A 12,141-nucleotide genomic window follows, 5' to 3' on the forward strand; every position below is an offset into this window, starting at 1 on the left:
GCAACGAGGTCACTCTGGTCCGGACATGCTAACACCAGCAGTTAGGCCTCCAGAACTACGCACGGAGCTTTCGTGAGAAGATCCCAACGGTTCTGTCATATGTCATAGCTGCGTTGGTTGATACGGGAGACGAATCCACGGCACAAAACGTAATCCGCTGGCCTCGGGTGGACGTGTATGGACGATAGGCCGTTACACGAGTAGATGGAGACGTACGAAGCGTTGTCGAGCGAGGCGGCTGAGGCGGCAAAGAAGCGCGATAAAACAGGCGTGGAGATCGGCGGCTGGCAGCGGCAGTAACCGATGCCACCGAGCAGCGTGGGGCGAGCGTCGAAGTGACGGAACAGTCGCCGGACGGGCACCGGTACCGCTTCAAAGCGCGATTTGACCGTGCGGCACTGTTCGCCGCGTTGACCGAAACGCTTCCCGACGGGTTCGTCGTGTCGCACGTCAATACCGATGGGACCCTCTCAGTGGAGTGGACCGATCAGGACCGCACGAATTCAAAACGCGAACACGGCGCAGTTCTGAGAGCCATCATCGCCGAGGAGGTGGTGGTAGATGACGACAGTCTCATCGAATCGGTCCCGACGCGCGAGTGAGTGCTCTCACGGGCGGTCGAACTAGGAGTCGACGAGGAGGACGCAACTGCGCGGTTGAGTCGGTTGGCAACTCTGGATGTCGTGGACCTTGCGGATGGGCGGGTCTACCCAGACAAGAACTTCTCTCGATACTGATGTCGATGGTGAAACACCGCACGGGCCCCGCCGAGGCCGTCTTCGGCGAGTGTGTTACTGTGTAATCCAAATACGCCTCCTGTGAGGGCCACCGGCATTTAGGTGCGTCACACCCTATCACTCTTCAATGCCGGAATACACGAATTATCTCGACGGTATCGTCCACGAACCAACCCAGACCGGCGGGGACGGGGTTGATCTAACAGTCGCTGAAATCTACGAGGTCACCGGTCCGGGTCGTGTCGACTTCGGCGGCGGCGAACTCGAGGCTGCCGCCTCCGAACCCCGAGAGTGCGAGAAGCAGTCTCCGGACGACGAGTACGGGTGGTGGTCGCTCGACCCCGGCACGTACCTCGTCGAGTACAACGAGTCGATCCCCGGGGATGACCTGCGATTCACCGTCCAGACGCGGGCCGCTCTGTTAGAGCGGGGGGCCTTTCACCCCACGCTCCATGTCGTGTCGCTCCCGCGAGTTCCACTGTCGGTCGGCGGCGCCGGGATCAACCTCAAGGAGAACGCCCGGATATCGACCATCGTCGACGCTGATCCGCCGTGAGTATCACGACGAAAGTCGAACGATAGAATCGCTGCTGAGAGGTTTCAAGTAAGTCGCAGACATCACTTCACATACGCTTCCATAGAGTATGTCTAACACAGAGGACCAGCCAGAAACGTGGCTGATCGACATGGACGGAGTACTAGTACGCGAAGAGGTCGCTCTCCCCGGAGCTCAAGAGTTCATCGCCCGCCTCCGAGCGGAGAAGCGAGAGTTTCTGGTGCTTACTAACAATTCAATCTATTCACGGCGCGATTTATCGGCGCGTCTCTCGGATGTCGGGCTCGATATCCCCGAAGAGCGGATCTGGACCTCGGCCACGGCTACGGCACAGTTTCTGTCCAACCAAGCGCCGAACGCTTCGGCGTACGTCATCGGCGAAGCGGGACTGGAGACAGCGCTTCACGACGTTGGGTACACACTGACCGATTCCGACCCGGATTTTGTGGTTCTGGGCGAGAGCCGCACGTATTCGTTTCAGGACTTCACAACCGCGCTCCGACTGATCGACCAAGGGGCCCGGTTCATCGCAACGAACCCAGATGCGACTGCCCCCTCACCGGAGGGACCACTTCCAGCGACGGGGTCAGTCGCCGCGTTCCTCACGGAAGCGACCGGCCAAGAACCGTACTTCATTGGCAAGCCCAACCCGATCATGATTCGAAGCGGCCTGAACCGAATCAACGCTCACTCCGAGTCGACAGCGATGATCGGCGATCGCATGGACACAGACGTCGTGGCCGGTATCGAGGCCGGTTTGACCACGTATCTCGTTCTCACAGGCTCGACCGACCGTGACGAGATTACCGAGTTTGCGTACCAGCCGACCGAAGTCGTGGAGTCCATCTCTGATGTTATTGAGAGTATCTAACTCTGCGAGCATCTACGAATTGACTGCCCCCCAAACCAAGCGGTCAGCGAACCCGCTCTTTGAGAACAACGCAAACAGCGCGTCCGTAATTCCGGATCCCATCGTACGTTTTTGATTTATATCAAACTTCTCGACGAGCCCCTTCCCAACGAGCGTGTCGAGATTTGGATAGAGACGTCCGTTTCCTACATGGGGGTAATACACTGGCCCGCGCGCGGAGGTCCGGGACGCCACCAGATACTTCTCACTCAAACTGAATGATGTAACATGATCCTTAGACGGAGGCGACCAGGCTACAGAAGCTGGTTGAGTTAGGAACTTTCCGGCCCCCGAAAATACGGCCTGAAATCACTATCCGGGCACTAGAAGGTCTGAAACAGAACAAATCGCACGGTTATAATCCGTGCGTACTACGTATGGGTTGGGGCGGATTCGAACCGCCGGCCTGCTCCGTGTGAAGGAGCCGTCATAACCTAGCTAGACCACCAACCCGCTCGCTTCGGAGTATCCGACCTCCGGACTTAAGAGTTACCTTACGCCGAAGCTTCATTTCGGAGTCGCCCGCACGACATGGTATGAAACACGAACTCCGCTTCCTCGAACGCGTCCGACAGAACGTCGCGAGCCTCCTCCACGCACCCCTTCGCTCGTCGGACTCTACGCCGAGCGGGAGACGCCACGCGAGCAGTACGCGTTCACGCTCCACGAGCCGTACCCGATCGTCAAGGCGCAGCTCCATCGGATCGGTTTCGTCCAGAATCTCGTCTCCTCGCTGAAGTACCGCGACTACGAGATGCCGCCAGAGACGACCGTCGCCAGCTGGGCGTGGTACCCGAAGGGCGCGCTCGCCAGCGACGATCAGCTCCACCTCTCGCTGTACGCCGGGCCGGACCGCTCGACGACGGACGTGTACGCCCACTGGGAGCCGTCGTGGATCCGACATCCGATCCGGCACTACCGCGCCATGGACGTCAACGCCGAACGGGGGATCCGGCGGGCGCGGTCGCTGTTCGAGGAAGCGGGTATCGAGTACACGGTGGTGCCCGCTGCGGAGCGGATCGGCGGCGACGAGACCACTGGGCCGGAGCCGCCGATCCGGTAGGGACCGCGGCGCGACTACTCCGCGGCGGTGTCTTTGCCGCGGTACTCGGCGACGCGCTTCCGGGCGGACGCGACCGCCTCGCGCGCCTCGCCCTCGGCGCGCTCTTCGAGGTCCTTCAGGTCCGCTTGGAGCTTGTCCAGCCGCGACGGCTCCGGTTCCGGCTCCTCGTCTTCGCGGCCGACGAGCTCTTTCACCCGTGTCTCGACGGGCTCAAGCTCCTCCACGACGCCCGCCTTCGCGTGTTCCGCCGCTCGACCGAGGTAGTACCGTGCGTCTTCGAAGTGTTTACTCATATCTGTCCTTTGGTGGAGGGCAAATATAACCTTTGTGGCGATAAGCTGAGGACAGTATTCGAGACACGGGTCGCTGAGTGCTCAAAACGGGCGAGAGACCGAATCGAAAGTGTGGCGCTGTCCGGTCGCTGTGCGACCCGGATTCGACTCACTCCCGCGCGCCCGGGGGCAGGGGGTCCGCGTGATCGGCGATGGCCTCGGCGACGCGGTGCGGGTGTTCGTGGACGACCCAGTGGCTCGCTTCCTCGATCGCGAGCAGGCGACCGTCGGCGCAGCGGTCGACGCTCTCGTGGGCGAGTCGGCGCGCGAGGAACTGGTCCTGCGCGCCCCAGATTACGAGCGTCGGGACGGACACCTCCGTCTTGTCCGGCTCGGGCCGGTCGCGGACGATGGCGCGATACCAGTTCACCATCGCCTCGAACGCGCCGTCGCGGTTCCACGCCCGGCGATACCGCCGCAGGTCCTCGTCGGTGAAGCTGCCGGGCGCGCTCGTGTCGCGCAGCGCGTTCGTCGCGAGCCGCCAGTTCCCCGCGCTGGCGACCGCCTCTGGGAGCTTGGGAAGCTGGAACGCCAGCATGTACCAGCTCTTGAGCCGCTGGTCCCACGAGGTGCGGAGCGCGCGCTCGAAGACGCTCGGGTGCGGGACGTTGACCGCGACCAGCTCCGAGAGGCGGTCCTCGTGGTGGAGCGCGAGCCACCACGCCACCGCCGCGCCCCAGTCGTGCCCGGCGACGGCGGCCGTCTCCCGGTCGTAGGCGTCGATCAGGCCGACAATGTCGCGCGCGAGCTCGTCGATCCGGTAGTCGTCGACCGCCGGCGGCTTCGCGGAGCAGTTATAGCCGCGTTGGTCGGGGACCACGACCCGGTAGCCAGCGTTCGCGAGGGGGGCGATCGCCTCGTGCCAGCCGTACCAGAACTCCGGGAAGCCGTGGAGTAGGATCAAGAGCTTCCCGTCTTCGGGGCCGGCCTCGACGACGTGAAGCGGCACACCGTTCGTCTCGATCGCCCGGGACTCGGCGGGGATCGACTCCGGGACCTCGTCGTCGGGGACCGGTTCCGGCAGCGTCGCCTCGCCGACCGGCCGGCCCGTGAGCGCGTCGTCCATACCGATACCGTGCGCGGGCTTCGACAAATAGGTACGTTCCCCGCCGATGCGGGCGATCGAAATCCTCATGACGCTGGCAACCGCAAGTTCTGGTATATAGGCGGATCCCGAAGTTCGCCCGTGGCGAGCGCGTTCTCCGCGGATTCGCACCGTATCCAATGATTTCCGACTCGTTGAACACTTCAGCGGCGGACGCAAACGCGTCGAGTGACGGCGCCCTCGTCTCCAACGTCGTCCTCGTGACGGTGGACTCGCTGCGCGCGGACGCGGTCTCCCCGAATGACGTCGATCGGCATTCCCCGGTGATCGACGGGCTCGCCGCCGACGGGACCGTGTTCGACCGCGCGTTCGCGACCGGGAACTGGACGCCCTTCTCGTTCCCGTCGATCCTCGCCTCGGAGCCGGTGTTCGCCCGGAGCGGGGAGATCGGCGTCGACGAGGGCGACACGCTCGCGGAGGTGCTCTCGGACGCCGGGATCGCGACCGGCGGTTTCAACGCCGCGAACGGGTTCCTCACCGACCACTGGGGGTACCCCGACGGGTTCGACGAGTTCGAGCCGTTCGTCACGAGCGTCGGCTCCAACGTCTACAGTCGGTACCTCGCCGCCCACCCGACCGTGGAGGCGTGGATCCAGCTTGCGAGCTCGCCGGTCCGCCGGCTGGGGTCGAAACTCCGCGGCGACGACGACGACCGACCGTTTCTCGACGCCTCGCGCATGTTCGACGTCGAAGACGCCGCGACCGGATTCGTCGACGACACCGACGAGCCGTTCTTCCTGTGGGTCCACTACATGGACACGCACACGCCGTACGTTCCCGCGCCGCGGTACATCCGCGAGGTGTCCGACGGCATCGTCGGCACCCACCAGATGCTTCACGCGCACGCTCGGACCAGCCTCGGCCTCGAGGTCGGCGAGCGGACCCTCCGCGAGCTCCGGACGCTGTACCAGGCGACCGTGCGACAGGTCGACGCCAGCATCGGGCGGCTGCTCGACGCCCTCGACGACGCCGGCGTCGCCGACGATACCGCGGTGCTGCTCGCCGGGGACCACGGCGAGGAGTTCCAGGAACACGGCCACCTCGCTCACTACCCGAAACTGTACGACGAGCTGATCCACGTCCCCTTCGTGGCGGACGTCCCCGGACTCGACGGCGGCCGCGTCGACGGACACGTGGGGCTCGACGCGATCCCGCCCACGGTCGCGGACCTGCTCGGCGTCGACCCGTCGCCGGAGTGGCACGGCGAGTCGGTCCTGCCGGCGCTCCGCGGTGACGAGGGCGCCCAAGAAGACGGCGAGGAGTCGGAGACGGACCCAGTCGTCTCGGTGACCGTCCGCGGCGAGGACGTGACCCAGCAGCCGATCCCCCGGTCGCTGTCCGACGGCGACCTGTTTGTGAGCGTGCGCGACGACGACTGGACGTACATCGAGAACGTCGCCGCCGACGAACGGGAGCTGTACCACCGGCCCGCCGACCCGACCCAACAGGAGAACCTCGCGACGGACCCGGACGACCGGGCGCAGTCGGTCATCGACCGGTTTGCGCCGATCGTCGACGCCCACGCGGAGCTGCTCCGTGAACGCGGCGACGCGGTGGAGGCCGCGGCCGCCGAGCGCGGCGACGACGAGGTTGACGAGGACCTCGAAGCCCGCCTCGAAGCGCTCGGGTACAAGTGATGATCCGAGCGGTCCTCCGCGACCTCGCCAGCGGGCCGATCGCGGTCCAGATGCGCCGGTTCGTGGTCGTCGGCGCGCTCACCGCGGGGCTCCAGCTGGCGCTCCTGTGGCTGTTCGTCGACACCGCGGGGCTCAACTACATCGTCGGCGCGGCGATCGCGATCGAAATCACAATCGTCTGCTCGTACGTGCTCAACAACGCCTGGACGTTCCGCGCGAGCCGGAACACGGGCGCTTCGGAGTACCTCGCCGGACTGCTGAAGACGAACCTCGTCCGCGGCACCGCGATCCCGATCCAGCTCGGCGTGCTCGCTGCGCTCGTCGAGTGGGCCGGGGTGCTGTACCTGATCGCGAACGTGGCCGCGATCCTCGTTAGCGGGCTCTACCGGTTCGTGCTCGACGCGCAGTGGACGTGGGGCTGAGCCCGGAGAGCCCGTTCCAGCCCCTCAGAAGGGGAGTCGCGGCTCGAACCGCTCGACGAGGTCGCGCACCGCGTCCTGCTTGTAGTAGCCGATCGCGGACGCGGCCACAACCAGCCCGATGAGCGCCATCGCCGAGAGGAACCGGCCGCTCGCCAGTTCGCCCCCGGCGTACACGGTCAACACGTACGCCGGCAGTCGCCCGACGGCGATGACGGCCATGAACGTCGGCAGCGACCACTTGGTGAGCCCGCTCAGGAAGCAGATGGCGTCGTCCGGGAGTCCGGGGATGATGACGAACGCGAACAGCCCGGGGACGCCCACGGTGTCGACGAAGCCGTCGAAGCGGGCGATCACGTCCTCATGGATGACTCGCTCCACGAAGGACCGGCCAAACCGCTTCGAGAGCGAGAAGGCGACCGCGCTGCCGATGAGCACGCCGGTGAGGCTGTACATCGTCCCGGCGAGCGGGCCGAAGAGGTAGCCCGCGACCAGCGCGACGACCTGTCCTGGAATCGGGGCGACGATCACTTGGAGGGCTTGGAGACCGATGAAGACGATGGGGGCGAAGATCCCGAACTGGTCGAGCCACGCCCGGAGGGCCGCCGTGTCGGTGATGAAACCGGCGTACCGGCTCACGAGGACGTAGAGCCCGACCGCGAGGACCGCGACGCCGACCGCAGCCGCGATACCCCGCCGGCGGTCCGCCCGCGAGGAGAAGAGTTTCATTCGTGTCGTAGCGCGTGACAGAGGGTCTTGAACCTTACCAACGCCGCGGTCGGAGCGACGCGGAGGTCGGGCGAGCCACCGGCGAGTGCGGCGACGCCAGGCGCGTCACGCCAGCGGCTCCGGGCTCCAGTACGCCATCCGCATCGGGATTCCCTCGCCGTCCTGGTGGTCCGCGTCGCCCGGCAGGAACCGGAGCTCCTCGGCCGGGCGGTTCGCGACGACCGCCAGCCCGAGCGCGTCGACGGCGTCGTCGACGGTGGGATCCGACTCGTTCGCGACGTCGTCGGGCACGTCCGCGAGCCGGCGACAGATCCGCCCGAGTGCGGCGCCCGGATCGTCGAGGTGACCATCGAGCGCGTCGAGCCGCTCGCCGACGCCCGGGGCCGTGGTCTTCGAGCGGTCGAGCCGTCGGCCGTTGAGCCCGCGGAAGCACACCTCGGGGTGGGCCTCCATCACCCGCTCGCTGGCCGCCTCATCGCGCCGGAGGAACGCGTCGACCTCGCCGACGGCCGGCGCGATGTGGTACGACTGGCGGCTGAGCCCCTTGCCGAGGTCGGCCCGGTTCTGCTCGCTCACGGTCTCGTAATCCGCGCCGTCCTTGGCCGCCTCGCACGCGCCCCGCGAAGGGACGGGGAACACGCTGCTCGGACGCTCGGCCGCCGAGCGCGCGGCCGAGTCGACGGCCTCGCGGGCCGCCAACGTCTCCGCGTCGTGGGGCAGACCGATCGGCACGTCGACGAGGATTCGGTCGACGCCGGCGTCGCCGTTCCACAGCGCTTCGAGGTCGCGTTCGAGACAGCACTCCGGCTGGCCGTCCTCTCTCAGCAGGACGGCCAGCCACGCGCCGCCCGCCCAGTCGACGCCCGCGACGGTGTCGGTTGACATCTATTGATCGGTCGTCGCCCAACTCCTTCAATCGGGTCGGTCCGTCGGCGGATCACCGGCGGCAGGGTGTTCCATGCGGCGCGGTTGCCGAGACTCCCTACGACGAGACGACCGCGCCGTCGGTCACGGGCGCCGCCGGGTCGACGGTCACGTCGAACCGGACGCCGCCGCTCGCGCTGTCGCCCACCGAGATATCCCACCCGTGGGCGTCGACGATGCGTTCGACGATTGCCAGTCCGAACCCGGTCCCGTCCGTGGCGGTCGTGTACCCCGCCTCAAAGACCTGCTGCCGGTCGGCCTCACTGAGCCCCGGCCCGTCGTCGGCGACGTAGAAGCCGTCTGCGGACGCGCCGACGGTCACGGTGACTGGCGAGCCGCAGTGCTCGTCGACGTTGCGGAGGAGATTCTCCAAGAGCCGACGCACTCGGGACTGCTCACCGGAGACGGTGATCTCGTCGTCGACCACTTCGAACGTGTCGGCCGGACAGCCGAACGGCTTCCACGCCTCCGCGGCGAGCGCCCCAACGTCGACCGGCCCGGTCTCCGACACCGACTCGCCTTCCTTCGCGAGCGTGCGGAGCTCGTCGATCATCTGCTCCATCCGCTCGTGTTCCCGGTCGAGGGACTCGAAGTGCGTCGCGTCGCCTTCGGCGCGAGCCAGTTCCGCCGCAGTCTTCGCGTTCTGGAGCGGCGTTCGGAGGTCGTGCGACACGATCGAGGTGAACTCGTCGAGCCGCTCGTTCTGCCTGACGAGCTCTTCGCGCTGCTGCTGTTCGCGCGTCGCGTCCCGGAGGATCCCCACGGACCCGCGGAACTCGTCGTCGAACGGGAGCGCCGCCATGTGGTCGTAACACGGCACTATGTCGCCGTCCTTCGTGTGGATGTTCACCCGGAACTGCTGCGTCTCCGGTCCCGTACTGGAGACGATCGTCGCGAGCATGTCGTTCGCTCGTCGGACCCCTTCGTCGGTCTTGATCTTGCCCGGCAGGCTGCCGATGACCTCGTCTCGGTCGTAGCCGACGAGGTCGAGGAACGCCTCGTTGACGTACTCGAACTCCGCTTCATCGTTCACGACGTAGATCGGATAGTCGAGCGCCCGGAGTACCGTCGAGTACCGCTCCGACTCGATCTGGGCGCGGTACTCCGTCGCGGCGTGCTTGACGCGGTTCGCTAGGCGGCGGTGCTGGTCCGGGCCGCCCTTCTGGAGGTACCCGGTGACGCCGGCGTTGATCGCCTGCGCCGCGATCTCCTCGCTTCCTTTCCCCGTGTAGAGGATGAACGGGAGGTCGGCGTAGTGGTCGCGGACGGCGTCGAGCAGTTCGAGCCCGTCCATTTGGGGCATCTCGTAGTCGCTCACGACGCAGTGGACGGACTGTTCGTCAAGCGTGTCGAGCACCTCATCGGGGCTGGCCACGGTGATGATCTCGACGTTGCCGAGTTCCCGCTCTAAGAACGACTCGGTCAGATCGAGAAGCGCCGGATCGTCGTCGACATGTAAGACTTCGATCGACGAGGCGGCGGCTCGATTCGGGTTATCGATCGACATTCTAACTATCGATCTAGAGGGGCTCTAAACGGAAAAAAAGCCGGATTCGGCGGGTTGGTTCGAGGTACCGATCGGACCGAATCTTGGTGCGTTAGTTCAAGAATGATATATAGTAAGACGCTGCCGACGCGACGCCGATCTCGTCCGTCTCGGACGCTTCGCCGCGCCCCCGACGCAACGGGCCTCGGATCGAAGTTCTCGGGTGTTGTCGCTGGCGAACTGCCCGGCGATACCGACGGTGGAACCACCGCTACGGCGATCGGATCCGACGCGATGGCTTTCGGGGTAGTCTCGGGACAGCCAGAGGACCTCACTCCGCAGCGGGACGGCCCGGACTCTCACGGGAACTCGGTATGTGACGGTAGTCGACGGAAAATGCGGGAGAAGTGGGCCGGCACGAATTTGAATCGTGGTTACGGCCACCCGAAGGCCGAAGGATACCAAGCTACCCCACCGGCCCGCACTCGGGAGAAGGCCGTTCGTTCTTTTAATCCTTCCGAAAGGGGGGCAGTCGGGTGCGTCCGTTCGAGTCGGTCCGCGGGGTAGACTCCCACACGTACCGAACGCTTATCTCGCGATCGGGCGTTTCGGTTCCATGACACTCGACTTCGATCGGGACCGGGAGACGGTGTTCGAGAAGCACCGCCGGAACGACTCGATGCCGGGCAACAGCGCGCTCAAGATCCTCGTCTTGGAGGAACTGCTCGACCGGGAGTTCGAGGTCGGCGAGGTCTACGGAAAGGAGGCGTTCACCCGCCGCATCGGCGAGCACTTCGCCGAGCCGATCCACCTGCGCCGCGAGTTCGTGAACTTCGGCTACGTCCGGTACGACAACCGGGAAAACGAGTACGAGGTCCGAACGCTCGAACTCTCCGAGGCCGACGTGCGAGCGAACGGCCACCTCGAGCGTCACGCGAAGGATCTGGGCGTCCTAGAGTAGCGACCGCGAGGAACGAATCTTCGTGCGGATGGTCACCCGACTCTCCCTGTTCGCCCTCGTCCCCGTCCGCGGAGTTAGTCCTCGAAGTACCGATCGCGGTGCTTCCGGCAGCCGGGATTGAATGCGGCACCACACGCGGGACAGGCGTCACCTCCGTCGAGGTACCCCCTCGCGGTGAGCGTTGTCCGGCAGACGCCGCACAGCACCGCTGGCTCGTCGAAGCGCTCGCGGGGCCACGGGACCGCCTCGTGGTCCGCAGCTGCGTCGTGGCAGGCGTCGCAGGGGTAGTACGCCTCACAGCAGCCGAACCGGAGCGCGACCACGTCGACGGGGGCGTCCCAGTGCGCGCAGCGCGTTTCGGGGTCGACCGCGATCCCGCGCAGTGGGACGTCGAAGCGCGGGTCCGTGTCGGGCGCGGTCGTCGTCTCTCGGTCGGGGTCTCGTATCGGCATGGCGGTCAGTAGTCGGTGTACCCGTCCGTGTCGAGCCAGTTGTGGACGACCGTGATCGCGTGGTCAGCGTGGAGGAGTTCGGGACCGACGCGGAGCCGGCGATCGGCGCGCTCGTCGACGGCGGCCGCCTCGTCCGGCGCGAAGTCGTGGTGATCCGAGAGCACGAACACGGGGTCCGTCAGGGGCGCGGCGTCGACGAGGGGGTCGCCGTCCTCGTGGAGTTGGACGAGCGTCCCGTCGGGCCCCCGTCCGCCGTCGCGGACGAGCCGATCGAGCGTCGCGTCGAGCCCCATCCGACGGAGTTCGACGCCCGGAGAGACGTCGGCTGGTATGTGACCGATCGCCTCGTCGCGCGCGGCGAGCGCGTCGCGGACCCGGGCGGCAATGTTGCGCTCGTCGGGGTGGAGGTGGCGGAGGCTGTCGGCGTCGAAGGTGACGGTGAACTCGTCGGCGACTACCAGGTGGACGCGGACCGACTCGCGGATGCCGTGCGAGAGGAAGACGCCGGCGCTCACGCACCGGCAGCAGAGGTCGAGCCGGCCGGCTCCCGGAATGTCCGACAGCGAGACTGCGTCCGGGTCGGTGGGCACGTCGCGGCCGATGACGACGAACTGGCGCATGGGTGAGGGTCACCCCCGACCGTCATAAGCCGTGCGACACAATGGCCGCCGTGAGCCTCACCGGACTCTGTCAGGTCTGCGAGGCGGCGACCGCGGACCACGCCTGCGACCGCTGCGGGCGCGCCGTCTGCGACGACCACTGGAACGGATCGGCCCGCGCCTGTTCCGCCTGCGACGCCGGGCGGAGCTAACGCGCCACGACGGGGCGGC

The 12,141-nt window shown here is 66.3% G+C and carries 13 protein-coding genes, 2 tRNA genes and 2 pseudogenes; 8 read left to right on the plus strand and 9 right to left on the minus strand.

Annotation, left to right across the window (positions count from 1 at the left end; genetic code table 11):
• Positions 1-204: 204 nt before the first annotated feature.
• The 3 genes and pseudogenes from ABNG04_RS04525 to ABNG04_RS04535 all read left to right on the plus strand — a co-directional run bounded on the left by ABNG04_RS04525 (position 205) and on the right by ABNG04_RS04535 (position 2,164).
• A pseudogene (locus ABNG04_RS04525) lies at positions 205-737 on the plus strand (hypothetical protein).
• Positions 738-864: 127 nt separating this feature from the next.
• Positions 865-1,293 (plus strand): dCTP deaminase/dUTPase family protein, encoded by a 429-nt coding sequence (locus tag ABNG04_RS04530; RefSeq protein ID WP_371160407.1) that lies wholly within the window; start codon positions 865-867, stop codon positions 1,291-1,293.
• 88 nt (positions 1,294-1,381) lie between these two features.
• Positions 1,382-2,164: an HAD-IIA family hydrolase gene (locus tag ABNG04_RS04535; protein ID WP_371160408.1), complete on the plus strand. Its 783-nt coding sequence runs from the start codon at positions 1,382-1,384 to the stop codon at positions 2,162-2,164.
• Between the two features lie 417 nt (positions 2,165-2,581).
• On the opposite strand, the gene ABNG04_RS04540 is transcribed toward ABNG04_RS04535, so the two are convergent.
• A tRNA-Val gene (locus tag ABNG04_RS04540) sits at positions 2,582-2,656 on the minus strand.
• Positions 2,657-2,739: 83 nt separating this feature from the next.
• Here ABNG04_RS04540 and ABNG04_RS04545 point away from each other — a divergent pair.
• A pseudogene (locus ABNG04_RS04545) lies at positions 2,740-3,266 on the plus strand (hypothetical protein).
• Positions 3,267-3,280: 14 nt separating this feature from the next.
• Here ABNG04_RS04545 and ABNG04_RS04550 read toward each other — a convergent pair.
• Both ABNG04_RS04550 and ABNG04_RS04555 read right to left on the minus strand, forming a co-directional pair.
• The gene (locus ABNG04_RS04550) at positions 3,281-3,559 is read right to left on the minus strand and encodes a DUF7553 family protein (protein WP_371160410.1); all 279 of its coding nucleotides are present in this window, start codon (positions 3,557-3,559) and stop codon (positions 3,281-3,283) included.
• Positions 3,560-3,707: 148 nt separating this feature from the next.
• Positions 3,708-4,664, minus strand: a complete 957-nt coding sequence (locus ABNG04_RS04555) for an alpha/beta fold hydrolase (RefSeq protein ID WP_371160412.1) — start codon at positions 4,662-4,664, stop codon at positions 3,708-3,710.
• A gap of 158 nt (positions 4,665-4,822) precedes the next feature.
• Between ABNG04_RS04555 and ABNG04_RS04560 the strand changes: the two genes are divergently transcribed.
• The gene (locus tag ABNG04_RS04560) at positions 4,823-6,340 is read left to right on the plus strand and encodes a sulfatase family protein (RefSeq protein WP_371160414.1); all 1,518 of its coding nucleotides are present in this window, start codon (positions 4,823-4,825) and stop codon (positions 6,338-6,340) included.
• Entirely contained in the window at positions 6,340-6,762 is a 423-nt protein-coding gene (locus ABNG04_RS04565) for a GtrA family protein (RefSeq protein WP_371160416.1), read from the plus strand. Before ABNG04_RS04560 ends, ABNG04_RS04565 begins: the two co-directional genes overlap by 1 nt.
• A gap of 24 nt (positions 6,763-6,786) precedes the next feature.
• On the opposite strand, the gene ABNG04_RS04570 is transcribed toward ABNG04_RS04565, so the two are convergent.
• The 4 genes from ABNG04_RS04570 to ABNG04_RS04585 form a co-directional block, all read right to left on the minus strand.
• The gene (locus ABNG04_RS04570) at positions 6,787-7,488 is read right to left on the minus strand and encodes a TVP38/TMEM64 family protein (RefSeq protein WP_371160418.1); all 702 of its coding nucleotides are present in this window, start codon (positions 7,486-7,488) and stop codon (positions 6,787-6,789) included.
• 105 nt (positions 7,489-7,593) lie between these two features.
• Positions 7,594-8,373, minus strand: coding sequence for a DUF429 domain-containing protein (locus ABNG04_RS04575; RefSeq protein ID WP_371160420.1), 780 nt, complete (start codon positions 8,371-8,373; stop codon positions 7,594-7,596).
• 97 nt (positions 8,374-8,470) lie between these two features.
• On the minus strand, positions 8,471-9,919 hold the full coding sequence (locus ABNG04_RS04580; RefSeq protein ID WP_371160422.1) for a sensor histidine kinase: 1,449 nt from the start codon (positions 9,917-9,919) through the stop codon (positions 8,471-8,473).
• A gap of 387 nt (positions 9,920-10,306) precedes the next feature.
• A tRNA-Pro gene (locus ABNG04_RS04585) sits at positions 10,307-10,379 on the minus strand.
• A gap of 135 nt (positions 10,380-10,514) precedes the next feature.
• Here ABNG04_RS04585 and ABNG04_RS04590 point away from each other — a divergent pair.
• Positions 10,515-10,859: a DUF2087 domain-containing protein gene (locus ABNG04_RS04590; RefSeq protein ID WP_371160424.1), complete on the plus strand. Its 345-nt coding sequence runs from the start codon at positions 10,515-10,517 to the stop codon at positions 10,857-10,859.
• A gap of 74 nt (positions 10,860-10,933) precedes the next feature.
• Here the strand turns inward: ABNG04_RS04590 and ABNG04_RS04595 are convergent, their stop codons facing one another.
• Positions 10,934-11,311, minus strand: a complete 378-nt coding sequence (locus ABNG04_RS04595; RefSeq protein WP_371160425.1) for a CHY zinc finger protein — start codon at positions 11,309-11,311, stop codon at positions 10,934-10,936.
• A gap of 5 nt (positions 11,312-11,316) precedes the next feature.
• Entirely contained in the window at positions 11,317-11,931 is a 615-nt protein-coding gene (gene trmY, locus ABNG04_RS04600; protein WP_371160427.1) for a tRNA (pseudouridine(54)-N(1))-methyltransferase TrmY, read from the minus strand.
• Positions 11,932-11,981: 50 nt separating this feature from the next.
• On the opposite strand from trmY, the gene ABNG04_RS04605 reads away from it, so the two are divergent.
• Positions 11,982-12,122, plus strand: a complete 141-nt coding sequence (locus tag ABNG04_RS04605; RefSeq protein WP_371160769.1) for a hypothetical protein — start codon at positions 11,982-11,984, stop codon at positions 12,120-12,122.
• Positions 12,123-12,141: the final 19 nt, after the last annotated feature.

The organism is Halorubrum miltondacostae (genome assembly GCF_041379815.1).
Lineage (GTDB): Archaea > Halobacteriota > Halobacteria > Halobacteriales > Haloferacaceae > Halorubrum > Halorubrum miltondacostae.

Bases quoted from the DNA above. Each gene is read 5' to 3' on its own strand.
- ABNG04_RS04595 (WP_371160425.1), bottom strand. From the start codon at position 11,311: ATGCCGATACGAGACCCCGACCGAGAGACGACGACCGCGCCCGACACG.
- ABNG04_RS04565 (WP_371160416.1), top strand. From the start codon at position 6,340: ATGATCCGAGCGGTCCTCCGCGACCTCGCCAGCGGGCCGATCGCGGTC.
- ABNG04_RS04580 (WP_371160422.1), bottom strand. From the start codon at position 9,919: ATGTCGATCGATAACCCGAATCGAGCCGCCGCCTCGTCGATCGAAGTC.
- ABNG04_RS04590 (WP_371160424.1), top strand. From the start codon at position 10,515: ATGACACTCGACTTCGATCGGGACCGGGAGACGGTGTTCGAGAAGCAC.
- ABNG04_RS04550 (WP_371160410.1), bottom strand. From the start codon at position 3,559: ATGAGTAAACACTTCGAAGACGCACGGTACTACCTCGGTCGAGCGGCG.
- ABNG04_RS04530 (WP_371160407.1), top strand. From the start codon at position 865: ATGCCGGAATACACGAATTATCTCGACGGTATCGTCCACGAACCAACC.
- ABNG04_RS04560 (WP_371160414.1), top strand. From the start codon at position 4,823: ATGATTTCCGACTCGTTGAACACTTCAGCGGCGGACGCAAACGCGTCG.
- ABNG04_RS04570 (WP_371160418.1), bottom strand. From the start codon at position 7,488: ATGAAACTCTTCTCCTCGCGGGCGGACCGCCGGCGGGGTATCGCGGCT.
- ABNG04_RS04555 (WP_371160412.1), bottom strand. From the start codon at position 4,664: ATGGACGACGCGCTCACGGGCCGGCCGGTCGGCGAGGCGACGCTGCCG.
- trmY (WP_371160427.1), bottom strand. From the start codon at position 11,931: ATGCGCCAGTTCGTCGTCATCGGCCGCGACGTGCCCACCGACCCGGAC.
- ABNG04_RS04535 (WP_371160408.1), top strand. From the start codon at position 1,382: ATGTCTAACACAGAGGACCAGCCAGAAACGTGGCTGATCGACATGGAC.
- ABNG04_RS04575 (WP_371160420.1), bottom strand. From the start codon at position 8,373: ATGTCAACCGACACCGTCGCGGGCGTCGACTGGGCGGGCGGCGCGTGG.